The sequence below is a fragment of the Pedobacter sp. 22163 genome (genome assembly GCF_052045595.1).
In the GTDB taxonomy this organism is placed as follows: domain Bacteria; phylum Bacteroidota; class Bacteroidia; order Sphingobacteriales; family Sphingobacteriaceae; genus Pedobacter.
Window position 1 is genome coordinate 37,463 of record NZ_JBQEPM010000017.1, and the last position, 17,764, is coordinate 55,226.

Here is a 17,764-nt window from a genome sequence, read left to right on the forward strand (position 1 = left end):
GGCTTGGCTATGCCTTGCTGTACACCTACTTGCCTACTGCTTCACACTTGCTTTGGTTGAGATAGAGTTACGTTGAAGATCAGCGATGTCAAAGATTTGTATCGCCTTAGATTGGCGGGTTAACAATAGCTAAATAAAAGGTGAAGCAAAACATAGCCTGGGGTTATTTTGGGCCACAGCTGTGTCGGTAATGGGGTACGGAAATGGTAGGGGAAGGCAAAACACAAAAGCACGAATATATTAGCAGCTTATGGTTAAGGTTCCCGTTTGCACAGGATCCGATAGGTACCGGACGGCGACTGTATTAGAAAGTACAAAGATCTCTCCTCCGAAGGAGTTCCTTTGGAACACTACGGAGATGACGCCCCAGCGTGCCCCTCAAAGTTCAAAAAACATATCTCTTCGGATGGCTGTCTCTGCTCCCTGCTATCTGGCCTAGCAGATTTTCGTAGAAATAAGCATTGAAATTCTTGCACAACCCCACAATACACCGCTGCCCAAGGCAATATAAAGTCCCGATTCTTCATCGGGGCCTCCATATTGCCGCAATAAGAATTTCGATAGCTTAGTTCAAGAAAGGATGCAAGCCTTGATTTTTGGTTACCTTTTTATCAAGAAAAAGGTAAGAGCCCCTCGGCGGCGGTGAGCCGAGGCAAGGCAGAGCTTAGGGCGAGAAAATAGCGACCGCTTTAAGATTCCCGCCTACGCGGGAATGACGACCGTAATAGAAAGTACAAAGATCTCTCCGCTACGGTCGAGATGACGAATTAATCGAGGTAGAGTGACTTAATGGTAAAAACACTACAAATGAGATTGCTTCGGCTCGCCCAATTCCGGCGTCCATCCAATAGCTATCGGATTATTGCCATTAAGATTAGCTTTGCTGAGCAATCGTTGGTTCCCGCCTGCGCGGGAATGACGCACGGTGTTAATAGTCCTACTCATAGCCAAAATTAGCAGGTTGGAAGCGAAGTGCCTATAACCTGGCATCCACCAAATTTCTGTCGATAAAAGATTTGGTATCAAAAATGAGTGTCCCTTTTTCTTTAATACTGCGATAATCAATGTCTAAAAACTGCTGGTGCGCCACAGCAAGGATAACAGCATCGTAATGTTTAAACTGAGCATCATCAATCATTTCGATGCCATACTCCGCTTTCACTTCATCCCTATTGGCCCATGGATCATACACATCAACATCCATACTAAAAGCTTTCAGTTCCTTGTAAATATCAGTTACCCTCGTATTTCGGGTATCAGGGCAGTTTTCTTTAAAAGCGAAACCCAATATCAGGGCTTTAGCGCCATTAATCACTTTATCTTTGGCCACCAGCATTTTGATCACCTTATTGGCCACAAACATCCCCATATTGTCATTTACCCTTCTACCAGATAGGATTACTTCAGGTTTATAGCCTAATGACTCTGACTTATGCGCTAAATAATAGGGATCTACACCAATACAATGACCACCAACCAAGCCGGGTTTATAATTGAGAAAATTCCATTTGGTTGCAGCAGCAGCCAATACATCTGTTGTATCAATGCCCATACGGTCGAAAATTAAGGCCAGTTCGTTTACAAAAGAAATATTAACATCCCGTTGTGCATTTTCTATCGCTTTTGAAGCTTCTGCTACTTTAATGCTGGGTGCCAAATGCGTACCAGCAGTAATAATAGAAGCATAAAGTTCATCGATTTCAGCAGCAATTGCAGGCGTAGAGCCTGAGGTTACCTTTTTAATTTTGGTAAGGGTATTAACTTTATCTCCAGGATTAATCCGCTCTGGGGAATAGCCACAGAAAAAATCGATGTTATATTTTAATCCTGAAATTTTTTCTAAAACAGGCACGCAATCTTCTTCGGTGCAGCCTGGATAAACAGTTGATTCATAAATGACGGTATCACCTGTTTTTAATACGATACCCAACATTTTACTGGCCGCAAGTAAAGGTTGCAGATCTGGCCGTTTGAGCTGGTCGATAGGTGTAGGTACGGTAACGATATAGACGGTGCAAGTGGCCAGGTCTGCTAAATTGGCACTAAGGGTTAATCCCATCTCCGACGCAGCGAGTACAGTTTTCAGGTCTTCCAGATTGGCTTCATTTGTTCGATCCCCTAGTTGATTTAACTCTGCCACCCGTTCTTCATTCGTATCAAAACCAATTACTTTATATTTCTTAGCAAATTCGATTGCAAGGGGTAAGCCTACATAACCTAAACCAATAATGGCAATCCGCTTTTCTGTATTCATTTTTTCTTTCGGTAATTGGGCAAATATAAGATAAATGTAGAATGCTTAATTCTTTTAACCACAAAGGACACAAAGAGAAAGCTCGAAGTACGCAGCGTTGGATGGAACGTAAGGCTTAAATGAACTTATATCTCTTATGTGGTTAAGATTGCATATGCATTTTAGAGATCCTTCGCTGCGCTCAGGATGACAAAATTTCAAATAAAAGAAAATCACCAATCGATACATGGCATCAATTGGTGATTTAGAATTACGCGTACATTAAACTATACTTAAACTTATTATTTAATCTGTTTCAACAAGTAACTACCATAGCCGCTTTTAACCAATGGAGTAGCGATAGCCCTAAGCTGTTCTGCATCGATAAAGCCCATACGATAAGCTATTTCTTCAATACAACCGATCTTTAAACCTTGCCTTTCTTCAATAATCTGTACAAATTGCCCGGCCTGCATTAAAGAGGTAAAAGTTCCGGTATCTAACCAGGCTGTACCACGGCTCAATACGCCTACTTTTAATTTACCCCGCTCCAGGTACACGCGATTCACATCAGTAATTTCGTACTCACCTCGTGGTGAAGGTTTAATGTTTTTTGCAATCGCTACCACATCGTTATCATAAAAATATAACCCCGGTACTGCATAATTAGATTTTGGCAGAACAGGTTTTTCTTCAATCGAAATGGCCTTTTTATTTTCATCAAATTCAACAACACCGTAACGTTCAGGATCAGCAACCTGGTAAGCAAATACCACACCACCATCAGGATCAGAACTGGCTTGTAATAATTTGGCCAATCCGTCACTGTGAAAAATATTATCGCCAAGCACCAAAGCCACTTTATCTTTACCAATAAACTCTTCACCAATAACGAATGCCTGAGCTAAACCATTGGGCTCTGCTTGTACAGCATAGCTAAATTTGCACCCCAATGAAGCACCATCACCTAACAGTTTTTCGAAATTTGGCAGGTCATGTGGGGTAGAGATAATCAGAATTTCTTTTATCCCTGCCAACATCAGCGTAGACAGCGGATAATAGATCATCGGTTTATCGTAAACCGGCATCATCTGTTTACTACAAGCCAAAGTTAAAGGGTGCAAACGGGTTCCGCTGCCACCAGCTAAGATTATACCTTTCATATTTTAGTCATTAGTTCATTGGTCATTGGTTCATTGGTCATTACAGACCTAAATGAAATAATGATGCCTATTTATTGTATTTTAATTTGTTTTATACACTCTACCAAACTATCTCTCCAGTAAGGGATTTCAATATTAAATGTATTTTTTATTTTAGATTTATCCATCACTGAAAATGCCGGACGGATAGCTTTGGTCGGATAAGCAGACCCTGGAATAGGATTCACTTTAACCACTGTTTCACTGATATCAAAAATGGCCTTTGCAAAATCGAACCATGAGGTTACCCCTTCATTGCTATAATGATATACTCCGTACGAGGCAGATGAAGATGCGATAATATCAAAAATAGCATTTGCCAGATCAATCGCGTAGGTTGGTGTACCCACCTGATCGGCAATAATATTCAGTTCATCACGCTCGGCACCAAGTTTAAGCATGGTTTTTACAAAGTTGTTGGCATACTCAGAATACAACCAGCTGGTACGAATAATGAAGTGAGCAGGCAGTGTGGAAACAACTACTTTTTCTCCATCCAATTTGGTTACACCGTAAACATTGATCGGTTTGGCTTCATCATCCTCTTTTAGCAACTTTACCTCATTCCCTTCGAAAACGAAATCTGTGGAAACATGCAGCAAAGCCGCCCCATTTGCCAAACAGGCTGAGGCTAAGTATCCTGCACCTGTTTCGTTAATGGCTTTAGCCAGCTCAACTTCATCCTCTGCTTTATCTACAGCAGTATAAGCGGCACAGTTAATTACAAAAGCAGGTTGCGCTGCAGCTAACAGCTCGTTCAAACCAGACTGATCCAGAATATTGGCATCCTGCTCGGCTGGAAAAATAATTTCAGTAATTCCTCTTCGCTCCGCAACAACCTTCAAACACTGGCCTAACTGTCCGCCAGCACCAATTACTAATATTTCGTTCATATGTGCTGTAAAGCTGAAAATGGTTTTAAAAGTAGATCCTTATCAGATACTGACTGATCTTTCTCTGGAATTAACCAATCGATATTAAGTTTCTGATCATTATAAATTACCCCGGTTTCAGAAGCCTTATTAAAAAAATTATCACATTTATATAAAAATTCTGCAGTTTCACTCAATACCGAAAAACCATGGATGAAACCTCTTGGTATATAAAGCTGTAATTTATTTTCTGCACTTAAGCGTATGGCGAAATGTCTACCATAGGTTGGTGAGCTTGGACGAACATCTACCGCAACATCCAATACTTCTCCCCTGGTTACACGCACCAACTTTGCCTGCGCAAATTCTCCGGTTTGGGCATGTAAACCCCTAATTACACCGTACGAAGAGTAAGATTCGTTATCCTGAACAAACCTGCCAGATAAACCTGTTTTTTCTTCGAATGTATTTTGGTTAAAGCTTTCAAAAAAATAACCTCTGGGATCTTCAAATACCCTTGGCTTAATAATCAGACAGTCTTTTAATCCCGTTTGTTCAATTTCCATTATTTACTGCTGTATTGTTGTTCGTAATAAGATTGATAGTTGCCTGAGGTTACATTGTTTAGCCAGTCTTCGTTTTGTAAATACCAGTCTACCGTTTTGGCCAAACCCTCTTCAAATTGTAAGCTTGGTACCCAATCCAATTGGTTTTGTAATTTACTCGAATCAATGGCATAACGCAAATCATGCCCTGCGCGGTCGGTTACATAGGTAATCAGTTTGGCTGATTCGCCAGCTTCGCGACCTAACTTTTGATCCATAATGGTGCAAAGCAAATTGATCAGGTCGATATTTTTCCACTCGTTATGTCCACCAATGTTGTAAGTATCTCCTGTTTTCGAATTGTGGAAAATTACATCGATTGCCCTGGCGTGATCTTCTACCCATAGCCAATCGCGTACGTTTTCGCCCTTACCATATACGGGTACCGGTTTGTTATTTTTGATATTATTAATGGCCAGTGGGATTAATTTCTCAGGGAAATGATGAGAACCATAGTTGTTAGAGCAATTAGAAATTACGCAGTCCATGCCATAAGTATCATGGTAGGCCCTTACAAAGTGATCTGAACTTGCCTTTGATGCTGAATAAGGACTATGTGGGTCGTATGCCGTGGTTTCGGTAAACATGCCTGTTTCACCTAAAGCACCATAAACCTCATCGGTACTTACATGATAAAAACGTTTTTTATCGTAATCACCTTTCCAATATTCGCGGGCCGCATTTAATAAATTTACGGTACCAATTACATTGGTAATGACGAAAGCTGTTGGATCAGAAATAGAACGATCTACATGGCTTTCTGCCGCTAAGTGAATAACCGCATCGAAGTTTTCTGTTTTAAACAGATCAAACATCGCGTTAGCATCAGTAATATCTTCTTTTACAAATCTATAATTCGGTTTATTTTCAATATCTGTTAAGTTAGCCAGATTACCAGCATAGGTAAGTTTATCTAAATTTACGATCTCGTATTGAGGATAGTTATTTACAAAACGACGGACTACATGAGAGCCAATAAAGCCTGCCCCACCAGTAATTAAGATTTTCTTCACGGTATAAGAGATTTATAAAGTACTAAAATAGTTTACATAAACTAAAAAATCATTGTTTTTTCAACTAAAAACAAAAATGAACAAATTTTGTAAACTGATTTGCACTTTAAGGCACTTAAACAATGAAAATACCAGCGAAGTTTAAACCAGCAGTAAGGGGGGTAAAAGAAAAATTAATTTATTTGACTTATTTAGGCATGGTGAAGCCCATTAATTTGTTATTTGATTAAAATTGAACAAAATAACTGCATTGTAAAGAAATAAACTACATCGCTGCCACAGAACTTTCCAATTCTGCATACCACGCTTCACCATATTTACGGATAAGCGGTCCTTTTAAAAAGCTGTATACCGGAACTTTAAGTTCGCGGCCAAAGGTGCAGGCATCGTGGCAGATGTGCCAGCGGTCGTAATTTAACACCTCAAATTCTGGATATTTGGTTATCCGGATAGGGTAAAGGTGACAGGAAATCGGTTTCTGCCAATCTACAATACCCTGCTCATATGCTTTTTCAATGGCACACTTGGTAATACCGCCCTCGAAAAGCACATAAGCACATTCTTTATTTTTATCTACACAAGGGGTGGTTAAATCGCCATCTTCATCAACTACGTAAACGCCTTGCTCCTCAATGGCTTTAATGCCCTTTTCATTCAACAGGTGTTTAATTTTCGGATATATCTCTTCCAAAATGGCTTTTTCGTCATTATCCAATGGTGCACCGGAATCACCTTCCACACAACAGATTCCTTTACATTTGCTTAAATTACAAACAAAGTTTTCTTTCAATACGTCTTCGTGCACCAGCACCTGTTCAACTTCTATCATCATTATTCTTTTGCTAAAGCATATTTCAGGCCACTGGCCGATTTTAATTCCATCGTAACTGCACCCACCAATATCTCTACCTGGGCTTTTACCGGCACACGGTTTCCATCATCGGTTACCCAAAGGTATAACCTGCTATCTTTTTTGAAGATCCTTCCCGGTTTAATGGATGGACTAAATTTTAAGCAGCGGATGTTCCCCAACTTACTTTTAATCGTTTCTTTTCCTATATATTCTACCTCCAGGGCTGAGATTTCATCACCCAAAAAATAGTTGAGTTTAAACTTATCACCAATCTTGATTTTACTGATATCAAGGCTTCGGGCAAAATAATAAGCAGAAACCAGATCAAAAGTCTGAGTAGTCGGCGTTGTAAAAGTTCCTCTGTTCGAAACTACCTTCTTTGCATCCTGTGTAAAACGTGCCTTATCCTGGCGCCTATAACTGGCCTCACGGATATTCTCCTGATAGAAGTAGGGTAAAAGGTCAGTTTTATCGATATACGAATCGTAATGATCTCTTATCTTATAAAACACATCAAAAGTTCCGGAAGTCTGCGCATCAACAGTAAGTTTATAGGTAGGCTTGTTATCAAACTTTAAATCAGAATTGGCTACCTTAATCGTGGCTTCTGCCGCCGTTATAAATCCGTACCTTAATTTATATTGCAAAACTTCACCTTCCTGAAATACAGGCTCTTTCTTTAAGGGAAGTTGCTGAGCCGTTGCCAAAAGGCTGCATAAGCCAGCCGTGACGGTTATAAATAATTTCTTCATTGCTTTTGTACTCATTTGTGTGTGTATTCATTATCAGCATGAGAGATCCTGAAATAAATCCGATAACTATCGGATCAGGATGACGCACCGAATAAGGAAAAGGTTTTCCTTTAAAAGAAACTAAACTCTTCCCGCATGAAGATATACAAAAAGCAAACCAAAATTTAATCTTTTCTTTTATATACAGGAACCGTAGAGCAGGGTTCGCCAAACATAATACTTTTAACTACCGGAGTAAGCAGATTGGTAACCTCAACGTAGGCTGAAACCGGAACATCGATATCGCCACATCCTTTTACCACCACACGCTCGTTGGCATAATCTTGCGGATTAATTTTAGCCAATGCTTTGGTAAACAAAACAGCTTCCAATGTATTCAAATCGCCAAATACTACTTCGTTGGCATATGGCTTTAATTTATTCGCCAGCAGCATATAAGCCCAGGTAGGTACAATTGCATCAGCCGAACAGATAATGGCTACATTCTTATCCTGATATTGCGCCCAATCGTGATTTTTGATAAATTCTCTAAAATCCTTTTCCCTTAGCATTAAACCATGGAATAGATTATCTACAATATCATAAACCACTCTTTCGCCTTTATGATAAAAATCTTCCAGATTTAAGGTTATTAAACCGCTATTGGCTACTTTATTAATAATGTTTTCCTGAATTTCCATGGCCTTAAATAAAAAAACCGTTCCGACTAATCATCGGAACGGTTACAAAATTACGTATTTTCTATTTAATAGAATTTCACACGATTGTCTTTTATCTTGGCATTTTCCTGTAAAGCCTGGAAAGCCGATCCTAATGAACGCTGTCCTAAACTTAACATCATGCTTTCTTTTTGTTTAAACATATTTGCAATTGGTGCAGGATTAGTAAATCCATCAACTGAAAATACATAAACCCCACGTTCGCCCTGAACAGGAGCAGAAAGTTTACCTGGCTGTGAACCGAAAACGCTTCCTACTAAAGCATTTTCCTGTGCCACACCTGGAATTACCGGATTGGCAAATACCACGTTCTGTACTGGATTAACCGGACGTGCAACTTTAGCGGCAACCTGATCGATACTTCCTTTACCTGCGTTGGCTAATTTTTCTTTTAATTGTTTTGCTTTAACCGCATTAATTACCATTGGCTCAATTTCTTTCTTCACATCAGCTAAAGATAAAATACCTTTAGGGCTGATGGTAGTTAAACGCGCCACAACATAAGCATTGCTCATGGTATAAATTTCAGGTAATACATCACCTTTATCTGCTGCGTAAGCATCCTGGATTAATTTACGTGGGTTATCTAATCCAGCTGCAAATCCTTGTGTTGATGCAACTTTATCAGCAACGGCAACTTTTAATCCTTTTTGTGCAGCAAATTTGCTAAAGTCGTTACCTTTCACATCAGTTAAGAAATTGCTTGCTGCTTTGTAGGCAGCTGCCTGGGTTTTGCTACTTGCATTTAATGCTTTTTCTACGTAAGCTAATTTAGCCACTTTAGATGAACCGATCTGTTTTTCAATTTTAAGCACATGGTAGCCAAACTGAGATTTTACGACTTTAAGATCTCCTGTCTTCCCATCAAAAGCTGCATTCTCAAACTCAGGTACCATAGCACCGCGGGCAAAAGTTGGCAATTCGCCACCTTTATCTTTCGAACCATCTACACTGTAATTTTTAGCCAGTTCGGCAAAGTTCGCACCTTTTAAAATTAATGCTTTTAATGAATCAGCTAGTTTTACTGCCTTATCTTCACCACCAACTTTAGCCGGGTCGATTAAGATGTGGCTAGCTTTTACCGAATCAGGAGAGATACGGGTTGAAACTACCTTTACAATTTTGTATGAGTTACCTGTTAATTTCGGACCGTAAAAACTGCCTGCAGGCAAAGCGAATACCGCTGAATCTACAGCCGGATCCAATTTACCTTTTGTGATATAAGTAAACGGAACTTTTACGTCTGAATTGATGGCAGCGAAAAGTGAATCGTTTTTAGCCACCTGGAAATCAGCAGCAATTTTGTCTACCTGGGCTTTGATTGCCAATGAATCTGCTTTGGTTGGGCTGATACTGAAAGAAACGTACTCGAAAGCACGGGTTTCCTGTGGATTGTTAAAACGTGCTTTGTTCTGCTCATAATATTCTGAGTAGTCGTTGTCTGTTAATTTAACAGCAGCATCGGGAATAGAAGTATAATCTAAACTTACGTATTTAAAATTAGCCAGTTTATTGCGGTTGGTATATTCATCAGTAGCTTCTAAAGAAGTTACATAAACCGAATTACGGATCAGGTTAGAATATTTTGTCTGAAGGGCCTGGTTTTTAATTTCTTCCTGTAACATATTAGATTGCTGCAAAGCCTGAGGTTCTTTCGATTTTAGAAAGTTCATCAAGGTAGCACGGTCTAACTGTCCTGTTTGAGGATTAGAGAAATATTGTTTAATTAGGGGGCTAGGGTTTTGACCTTGTAATAAATCTACCAGTTCATCTTCAGAAACTGTTAAACCTAAACGATCGTACTCTTTAGTTAACAAAACTTTTGCCAACTCTGCATTCCATGCCTGATCAACAGCCATAGCAGTCATCTGTGCATTTGCACTGCCGCCATATTGTTGTTTCATCTGGTTTACACCCTGATCAACCTTTGGTCCGAACTCATCAATACTGATATCCTTACCATCAATTGACCCTACAACTTTTTGATCTGCTGCCCAAAAAGGTTTACCCACGTTAATTGCATCACCTACTAAAAATGCAACAATTGCAAAACCGATGGCGAAAACTAGAATATAGCCTGCACGGTTACGCAAAAATGTCATTAATCCCATATTATACTTTATAAATTTATTTAGTTCTTTTTTAAGAGGGCGCAAGATACAAATTTGCCTTAAAAAAGAAAACACAAAATTTTATTTATCAAGTGTTTAATTTTTAAGCAAATACAAGCCTGGTTTTAATGATTGAATGAGAGAATTTTGAGTGATTGAATGACCAGAATTATTGAATGGCGAAATTTTGAATGATGGACTTATTGAAAGATGAGATGAATAAATCCATTTAAACATTCAATAATTCACTCCTTCCATCATTTATACATTGCGACTAAGGCGCTACGCCTTCCTTCATGTTCAGCTCACCATTTCCGCTGTCCATTTCATACGTACTAAAATCCTGCGGCGCTTTAAAGTTGATTCCTTCGCCTATGCTTCCATCTACTCCTTTCACATATACCCGTTGATTGGAATAAAAAATCTTTTTGGACTCATCCCAAATCAGCTCCTGCGAAGAGAAAGTATCGCCTTTACTGTTTTTTACGACTACATTTTTCCTGAATTCGGTTTTAAGCTCATTATCCTTCCTAATGGCGTAATCGCAAACCAGGTTCCCATCAATGGTTCCATTAGGGTTATAAAAATCGATATTTACACCCTTAATCATTTCCTGATAAGCACTTCCGTTCGAAGGCGTAACCTTATCCATTATCGGCGCATAACCCTTAGCCTTAATTCTGGCCGAATCACTGTACGTGATATCGACACCGATGGTCCGATCTCTGGACAGGATTACTTTATTTGGTGAAACTGAACTGGCATTTTTTAGGTCGTCGTCTCCACAGGAAGCCAGAAAAAAAGGCAACACCAGAAACAGACCATATAAAAATGTCCTTAAATTCATTAGTCTACACGGTACTTACGGAACCAGGTATCGTTCAAGGTGAAGCCTAAGTGGAAGTTAATAAACTTCTCTTTAACAAGGTTATCGCTTAACGTTCCCCTTTGTCCGAACTCGGTTGTGAAGTTGATTTTATAAAATGCTGTACCACCGTTAGCAGTAGGCAACGGGAAGCCAAAACCTAACGATGCGCCCATTTGTTTGATATCCTGATTACCGATTTTGATATAAGTTTTATCGTAATTAACACCAAGGCGGTAATCTACACGTTTCATATAACTGTTGTAAGAAAATGCATCTGGTGTCCACTGGCCACCGAGCGATGCGCCCCAGCTATCTTGCAAACCCTGACTCACATTATTGATACTTGTTGCAGACCATTTACTCATTCTAAAATCGGCACCGATCATCCACTTATCATTTTGCTGGATAGAGATCCCAAAATTGTGCGTTAATGGCAAGGTAAGATTAGATTTTCCGTTATTTGCGATATTTAACGTATCGGCTGCAGGGTTTTCATTACCACTTTGATCTCTTGTATAGAACGTAGCAAAAGAAGTTTGCGTTGAATTTATTTTCCCGGAAGTACTTCCAGAATAACCCAGGGTCATAATTGTTTTCTTACCGATATTAAAATCGTACTGAATGCCATAAGAGTAATTTATACCGCCAACACTATTTTTATTTTGAAGTTTAGCATTATATGACCCTACTGATTGAAATTCGGTAGCCCTCGTAGTTTGGAGGTTACCAAAAATATATTCTAAGTTACCACCAATTCTTAAATGATCGCCAAAACGATAGCCGTAACCTAAATAAGCCTTTGATAAGCCGCCTTCGCCTTCATAAAGCTGGTCTAAAGTGGTTGTATCTACTTTGGTGGTGTTTCTGTAAGAATAACCCAAATCTGAGTAAGGTAAAATACCAAAACTCAAGGCCGATCTTTTGGTAACCGGAGCGGCAAATGCCAAATGGCTAAAAGTAGAATTGAAGCTCGTTTCGCTTAAATTGTTTCGCGAAAGATTGGTTAAACCAGCACTCATTCCCACATCAATGGTAGTTAAAGTTATTCCGGCATAAGATGCAGGGTTTTGCATATTAATATAATTGAACCCTGTTACTTTACCTACAGCGGTAGAAATTCCACCCATTGCTCTAAGCTGGGGCAATAAAGATCCCTTTATATTTCCAAGTCCATATCTTGAATATGGTGATGAAGTGGTAACCTGTGCCTGAGCACTTAAACCACAAACTAGAACGAGTATGGCTGCAATATAATTTATTCTTTTGTACATTTTAATCTGCAATAGCTTCATTTAATCCTTTTAATACTAAGTAAGGATCTTTTATAATTTGAGGCGCAAAGATGCTGTTTTGTAATTGTTTATACAAAAAATTAGCATCACCCCCCGTTATAATTACCTTCAGAGCACTTTCTTTTTTATTATTTAGGGCAATAAAGCCTTCAATTTCGTTTATTATTCCTTGTAAAACCCCGTTTTTGATTGCCGATTGGGTATCAGTACCTTCTACAATAGCCTCATTTGCATCCCACTCCACCAAAGGTAAACGGCCGGTAAATTCATGTACAGCCTTAAAACGCATTTTAATGCCAGGACTTATACTACCGCCAAAATATTCCTTCGTGCTACTTAAAACATCGTAAGTAATGCAGGTACCTGCATCTACCACTAAACTTGCGTTTGCTGGATGTAAGCCATTTGCACCCAAAATAGCAGCCCATCTATCTAATCCTAAAGTAACTGGCGTTTTATATCTATTTTGTACGCCATTCGTCAACATGGTTGAAAAACGGATGTACTCGGTATGCTTTTTTAAAAATACTTCTAATGGTCCAACTTCCTGGTTAACACTACTGATGATGGATTTCGCTGGCGAAAACTTCTCAATCAATTGAGCCAGATCAAGTATCCCAATTTTATTGAAACGCTGATGGTGAATAATTTCCTTATTTGCAAAAACAGCAACCTTCACAGCAGAATTTCCAATATCAATGCTTAACCTACGCATTTAAAATCTCCCACTGCAAATAATATGTTCTTAGAAATTCCAATGATCCCATTTTTTATCCATCTTGATTAAAACTAAAAAAGCTTTAATTCTAAAATCATGCACAAAGCTATTAATCTTTGTCAAGTTTCGCTCTAGTTATTTGTTAAAAAAGGTTAAACAAACAGAAAATACTGTATCGAAAGCACAAATAAAATGAACAGTGTTTCATAAAACCAACGTTTTTTGGCATTGCTGAAATAGTATGCCAACAGTACCGATCCCGGCGGTACACACAGCAAAAAATGCCAGGTCCTGAAATCGGGTTTGAGGTAAAAACTAGCTGCAGAAATAATAAACATGAAAAATAACAGCTGAAAACTTTTCCGTGTACTGATAAAACTCCTGAAGAAATTTTCGCGGAGCTGTAGTGATGCCAGTATGATAATTACCGTTACCGGGATCAGCACCAGGTAATCGTTATAGTTGATTTTGAAAACCGAAGGGAACTTATTGCCCAATGGTTTCCAGATCTGATAAAACGAGCTTAAATTATCATTCCAATAATAAAATACAGCCAGAAAAAAGAAAACTGTAATAAAGCCGATCAAGCCAGCTACCCATTCTCGCCAGTTAAACGACCTGAAAAGCAACAGTGCTAAAAAGATCATCAGCAACATGGCCATAAACGGAAAATAGATCAATGTTCCAACCCCGATAATCATCCCGATATCGAAAACAGTGGTAATGGAATTCGCACTTTTACCCAGTTTTAAAAACTTATCTATAATCCAGATCAAGAGAAAGTTGCACAACAATGCCGGGCTTAGGATCATAAAAGGCATGAACAGGCTTGTTCCTGTTATAAACATCAGCCCCGGCAGGAAACTGGGTTTAGCCAATAAATTATGGTTGTTTACAATCCGGTTGAAAATTAAAGCCTGTACATAAACCAGAAGTGCCGCGATAAAAATATTGGTATATGGCGTAAAGGCATTGTCTAAATCTATATTGATCAATAACCGGGCAAATGGCTCCAAAAAATCAAAGTTCAGCTTATCGTGCGTTTCATGAAAAATGGCAATACGCAAAAAGAATGTGTATGCCAGCAAGAATACGAGGTTAATTGGATTTAGCTTTCTAAACTGATTAATCATGCCTTTTTAAAGAGTAGGCAAAGTAAAGAAAATAATTTAATAGTAGCAGAAGAAAGACTAAGGCTTCAAGATTAAAGCGGAGGGCGTTAAGCGTTGAGCGGAAGGACAAAAGCAGAAAGACCAAAGCCGAAAGATCAAAGCCGAAAGATCAAAGCTTAAAGACTAAAGACCAAAGGGACGGGTTATATTTTATCCTATTAACAGGCATCCATAAATCTGTCAGTCTGAGCGGAGTCGAAGACCGTTTTGATTAAGGGGCATAAGAAGATATCTTATTCTTGTTTAGAAAAGCAGGTTCCTGTTTGTATCGGTTCCGATAGTCCTGCCATCCGTTTTACCTCTCTACGTTCGGTGTCCGCTACTGTCAGGTTTAGATTACGCAGTAAGTGCCACGGACTAAAAATAAGCGGAAAAGATTAAAATATAATCTCATTAAATCCACTCAAAAATTGTCAGTCTGAGCGGAGTCGAAGACCGTTTGATAAGGGGCATAAAGAAGATATCTTATTCTTTTTTAGAAAAGCAGGTTCCTGTTTGTATCGGTTCCGATAGTCCTGCCATCCGCTTTACCTCTCTACGTTCGGTGTCCGCTCCTGTCAGGTTTAGATTACGCAGTAAGTGCCATGGATTAGAATAATCCTAAAGACCAAAGCAGATAGGCCATAGTGGAAGGTACAAATAGGCGATAGATAGCTAACCATTCCCAAAAGCGCTGCTTTACGTTAAATAAACCCGGGAGCAGCGGCAGCCCCGATCCTTTATCGGGCTATAGCGAATAACGGGGCTGTGCAAGCCAAAAGCTTCTGGCATTCATTTCCAAAATCAAACAGCTAACTCTGGTAAGTAAAATCATGATAGAGATCCTTCGACTACGCTCAGGATGACACATCATAGGCCAATTGACTTTGGACTCAGGACCGAAGACTCAAGACTAAACCCTCGCGTATTTCCTCACCATATCATCAATGATCTGCGCTGTTTCATCCGGAAAATTAAACTCGTGCTGTTGAGGGTTTTCTACCCAGTTTTTAATAATCGGCAACCAGTTCCTGGTACTTCCCCAAATTACAGGCAAACCGAACTGTTTTAAGGCGTAGGCGTTACATTGTTGTTCAAACTGGAAACGCATAGGTGCCACCAGCAGTTTTTTCTTTAGATAAAGTGCTTCAGCAGGTCCTTCGAAACCGCCGCCGGTAAACAAACCTTCGCAGGTGGCCAGGCTTTTATTAAATTTTTCGTTGTTAACAGGTTCCACAAAAACATTCCCTTCCTGGTAGGCAACTTTACTGTGTTTAGAAAAAACCTGCCAGGTAACCTCAGGCAGCTGTGTAAAAAGCTTTACCAAACGTTTATCGTCAATGGCTGGAAGATATACCGTATAATGTCCTAAATTTTCACTTTTCAGGTTTCGGATCTCTGCCCTGATTACCGGCGTATGGATAAAAGTATCGTAACGGTCGAAATGAAAGCCAATGTGATATTTGGTAGGTGCATAACGGCTCAAAATCAGTTTCCCCCAATCTAAAGTTCTCGGGCGCGGTACTTTTTTAGATTTAAATGCAGCCTGATGACTCAATGATACACATTCTATGCCCTGCAGTTTACAGGCCCAGGCGCTTACAGGTTCAAAATCGTTAACAATTAAGTTGTACTCTTTAAGGTGAAGCTGCTTCATATCTTTTCTAAATCGGAAAAGATTCATGTTCAGCCATGTTTTAAAATGGTCTACACCACCTTTTTTCCCAAAGATAAAGCTGAAACCATGCAATTGGTATTTTACAGGCTGACTGAGTTTCACATCGGCCTGTGTTCCACTTACTAAAATATCCAATTCGCCATATTGCTGAAGCAAGGGAATAATCTCCCGCGCCCTGCTGATATGACCATTACCTGTTCCCTGTATTGCGTAAAGTATCTTCATTTATGCCCGAATATCTAAAATTATTGGGCAATTTCATATTTTATATTCTGTAAAAGAATATTTATGTCTAGTTTACTTTTCAAATCCTCTGCATCAGAAAGGATTCCTTCATCCAATTCGTCTTTCGTGAAATGTTGATGTTCGTACTTAAAAACCGTCCAGTTTTTATTTTCATACTCTAAAGCGGTTAAACTTTCTACCCAATCTCCACTGTTCAGGTAAAGCACTTTTCCATCTTCTGTGGCGATTTCGCGTTGCTCGGCTTGGTGGATATGACCACAAACAACATACTGATACCCTTTTTCGATGGCCAGTTCTGCTGCTGTTTGCTCAAAACTATTGATGAATTTAACGGCATCTTTAAATTTAGCTTTGATTTTTTTCGAAAAGCTCATCTTCTCCCGCCCAAATGCGGTAAGTACCCAGTTTACAAAACTATTAATGAGGATCAGTGTATCGTAGCCAACCGCACCAAGTTTAGCCAGCCATTTAGAGTGCTGCATGGTAACATCAAAAACATCGCCGTGAAAGAACCATGCTTTTTTACCGTCCAGCTCTAAAATCAACTTATTCTGGAGATGGAAAGTGCCCATTTCCATGCCATCAAATTTGCGGAGCATCTCATCATGATTCCCCGTGAGGTAGTGAACCTGAACACCCTCCGATACGAATTTCATCAGTTTACGGATCACCTTCATGTGCGATTCGGGCCAATAACTTTTGCTAAACTGCCAGATATCGATGATATCGCCATTTAAGATCAGTGTTTTGGGTTTTATGCTCTTAAGGTATTTTAGAAGTTCTTTTGCATGGCAACCATAGGTGCCTAAATGTACATCGGATATTACGACTACATCGACATTTCTTTTATCCATAAACGGGAAATTTTAGGGGGAGGAGTCTTATTACCGCTCGATTAAAGCAGTTCAGAGATAAATTAGCTGTGTTACCACTCCTCTTCCTCATCGAGTTTTACCTCAAAGGGGCTAAAGAAATAAAGTACAACAATTAATAAACACACGGCAAAGAATGATTCTAACATATCATCTGATTTACATTACAAAGGTAAGACTCTGTATATCAAACAAATGTTACGACATTGTTAAATTATTATTCCATCTGATAAAGATTGTTAAAATGACATTTGAAGGTTTGTTTAGTTCAATAGTTCATTAGTCATTGGTCATTGGTTCATTACCCATCGTCGTCATCGTTGAGACGGATCCTGATTATCCTAAAGCTTTCCTTCTAAAGGGTCCTTCGACTACGCTACCATTGACAGGATCTTTTAAGAAGGGACGTCATTGCGAGGCACGAAGCAATCTTAAAGCGCTCGCTACTAGCGATAGTTGTAAGATTGCTTCGTCGGCTGAAAAAGCCTTCTCGCAATGATTGTTATGACTAATCCAAGTTTTATGCTGCTATTTTATAGTTGTTTTTATAATTAGTTTTACTTTTAATGACGGCTGCTA

15 protein-coding genes are annotated in these 17,764 nt (G+C 39.2%); all 15 read right to left on the reverse strand.

The annotated features are described in order from the left end of the window. Positions 1-976: 976 nt before the first annotated feature. The 15 genes from ACTJKN_RS26800 to ACTJKN_RS26870 all read right to left on the reverse strand — a co-directional run bounded on the left by ACTJKN_RS26800 (position 977) and on the right by ACTJKN_RS26870 (position 17,167). Positions 977-2,254 (reverse strand): nucleotide sugar dehydrogenase, encoded by a 1,278-nt coding sequence (locus ACTJKN_RS26800; protein WP_440828685.1) that lies wholly within the window; start codon positions 2,252-2,254, stop codon positions 977-979. A gap of 281 nt (positions 2,255-2,535) precedes the next feature. Beyond that, positions 2,536-3,396: a glucose-1-phosphate thymidylyltransferase RfbA gene (gene rfbA, locus ACTJKN_RS26805; protein WP_440828686.1), complete on the reverse strand. Its 861-nt coding sequence runs from the start codon at positions 3,394-3,396 to the stop codon at positions 2,536-2,538. 71 nt (positions 3,397-3,467) lie between these two features. Next, positions 3,468-4,328 carry a dTDP-4-dehydrorhamnose reductase gene (gene rfbD, locus ACTJKN_RS26810; protein WP_440828687.1) on the reverse strand — a complete coding sequence of 287 codons (861 nt, stop codon included), beginning with the start codon at positions 4,326-4,328 and terminating at the stop codon, positions 3,468-3,470. Beyond that, positions 4,325-4,873: a dTDP-4-dehydrorhamnose 3,5-epimerase gene (gene rfbC / locus ACTJKN_RS26815; RefSeq protein WP_440828688.1), complete on the reverse strand. Its 549-nt coding sequence runs from the start codon at positions 4,871-4,873 to the stop codon at positions 4,325-4,327. The genes rfbD and rfbC overlap by 4 nt, the downstream gene beginning before the upstream one ends. Beyond that, positions 4,873-5,925, reverse strand: coding sequence for a dTDP-glucose 4,6-dehydratase (gene rfbB / locus ACTJKN_RS26820; RefSeq protein ID WP_190326843.1), 1,053 nt, complete (start codon positions 5,923-5,925; stop codon positions 4,873-4,875). Before rfbB ends, rfbC begins: the two co-directional genes overlap by 1 nt. A 265-nt stretch (positions 5,926-6,190) precedes the next feature. Next, positions 6,191-6,754, reverse strand: coding sequence for a DUF3109 family protein (locus ACTJKN_RS26825; protein ID WP_440828697.1), 564 nt, complete (start codon positions 6,752-6,754; stop codon positions 6,191-6,193). Positions 6,755-6,756: 2 nt separating this feature from the next. After that, positions 6,757-7,530: a DUF3108 domain-containing protein gene (locus ACTJKN_RS26830; RefSeq protein ID WP_440828689.1), complete on the reverse strand. Its 774-nt coding sequence runs from the start codon at positions 7,528-7,530 to the stop codon at positions 6,757-6,759. Positions 7,531-7,694: 164 nt separating this feature from the next. Continuing rightward, positions 7,695-8,210 (reverse strand): DUF2480 family protein, encoded by a 516-nt coding sequence (locus ACTJKN_RS26835; protein WP_029278574.1) that lies wholly within the window; start codon positions 8,208-8,210, stop codon positions 7,695-7,697. Between the two features lie 65 nt (positions 8,211-8,275). Continuing rightward, a complete protein-coding gene (locus tag ACTJKN_RS26840; protein WP_440828690.1) occupies positions 8,276-10,360 on the reverse strand; it encodes a peptidylprolyl isomerase in 2,085 nt (694 codons plus the stop codon). 274 nt (positions 10,361-10,634) lie between these two features. Next, positions 10,635-11,207, reverse strand: coding sequence for a hypothetical protein (locus ACTJKN_RS26845; protein ID WP_440828691.1), 573 nt, complete (start codon positions 11,205-11,207; stop codon positions 10,635-10,637). After that, positions 11,207-12,520 (reverse strand): OmpP1/FadL family transporter, encoded by a 1,314-nt coding sequence (locus ACTJKN_RS26850; protein WP_440828692.1) that lies wholly within the window; start codon positions 12,518-12,520, stop codon positions 11,207-11,209. The genes ACTJKN_RS26845 and ACTJKN_RS26850 overlap by 1 nt, the downstream gene beginning before the upstream one ends. Next, on the reverse strand, positions 12,501-13,235 hold the full coding sequence (locus ACTJKN_RS26855; protein WP_440828693.1) for a type III pantothenate kinase: 735 nt from the start codon (positions 13,233-13,235) through the stop codon (positions 12,501-12,503). The genes ACTJKN_RS26850 and ACTJKN_RS26855 overlap by 20 nt, the downstream gene beginning before the upstream one ends. Positions 13,236-13,390: 155 nt before the next feature. Continuing rightward, complete coding sequence (locus ACTJKN_RS26860) at positions 13,391-14,371, reverse strand: DUF6427 family protein (protein WP_440828694.1); 981 nt, start codon at positions 14,369-14,371, stop codon at positions 13,391-13,393. A 931-nt stretch (positions 14,372-15,302) separates the two neighbouring features. After that, entirely contained in the window at positions 15,303-16,292 is a 990-nt protein-coding gene (locus ACTJKN_RS26865; protein ID WP_440828695.1) for a glycosyltransferase family protein, read from the reverse strand. 20 nt (positions 16,293-16,312) lie between these two features. Next, on the reverse strand, positions 16,313-17,167 hold the full coding sequence (locus tag ACTJKN_RS26870) for a UDP-2,3-diacylglucosamine diphosphatase (RefSeq protein ID WP_230143385.1): 855 nt from the start codon (positions 17,165-17,167) through the stop codon (positions 16,313-16,315). Positions 17,168-17,764 lie beyond the last annotated feature (597 nt).

Excerpts from the sequence above, each read along its gene's own strand:
- rfbA (WP_440828686.1), bottom strand. The coding sequence starts at position 3,396 with ATGAAAGGTATAATCTTAGCTGGTGGCAGCGGAACCCGTTTGCACCCT.
- ACTJKN_RS26835 (WP_029278574.1), bottom strand. The coding sequence starts at position 8,210 with ATGGAAATTCAGGAAAACATTATTAATAAAGTAGCCAATAGCGGTTTA.
- ACTJKN_RS26825 (WP_440828697.1), bottom strand. The coding sequence starts at position 6,754 with ATGATAGAAGTTGAACAGGTGCTGGTGCACGAAGACGTATTGAAAGAA.
- rfbC (WP_440828688.1), bottom strand. The coding sequence starts at position 4,873 with ATGGAAATTGAACAAACGGGATTAAAAGACTGTCTGATTATTAAGCCA.
- rfbD (WP_440828687.1), bottom strand. The coding sequence starts at position 4,328 with ATGAACGAAATATTAGTAATTGGTGCTGGCGGACAGTTAGGCCAGTGT.
- ACTJKN_RS26855 (WP_440828693.1), bottom strand. The coding sequence starts at position 13,235 with ATGCGTAGGTTAAGCATTGATATTGGAAATTCTGCTGTGAAGGTTGCT.
- ACTJKN_RS26860 (WP_440828694.1), bottom strand. The coding sequence starts at position 14,371 with ATGATTAATCAGTTTAGAAAGCTAAATCCAATTAACCTCGTATTCTTG.
- ACTJKN_RS26865 (WP_440828695.1), bottom strand. The coding sequence starts at position 16,292 with ATGAAGATACTTTACGCAATACAGGGAACAGGTAATGGTCATATCAGC.
- ACTJKN_RS26840 (WP_440828690.1), bottom strand. The coding sequence starts at position 10,360 with ATGGGATTAATGACATTTTTGCGTAACCGTGCAGGCTATATTCTAGTT.
- ACTJKN_RS26800 (WP_440828685.1), bottom strand. The coding sequence starts at position 2,254 with ATGAATACAGAAAAGCGGATTGCCATTATTGGTTTAGGTTATGTAGGC.
- ACTJKN_RS26845 (WP_440828691.1), bottom strand. The coding sequence starts at position 11,207 with ATGAATTTAAGGACATTTTTATATGGTCTGTTTCTGGTGTTGCCTTTT.
- ACTJKN_RS26850 (WP_440828692.1), bottom strand. The coding sequence starts at position 12,520 with ATGAAGCTATTGCAGATTAAAATGTACAAAAGAATAAATTATATTGCA.
- ACTJKN_RS26870 (WP_230143385.1), bottom strand. The coding sequence starts at position 17,167 with ATGGATAAAAGAAATGTCGATGTAGTCGTAATATCCGATGTACATTTA.
- ACTJKN_RS26830 (WP_440828689.1), bottom strand. The coding sequence starts at position 7,530 with ATGAAGAAATTATTTATAACCGTCACGGCTGGCTTATGCAGCCTTTTG.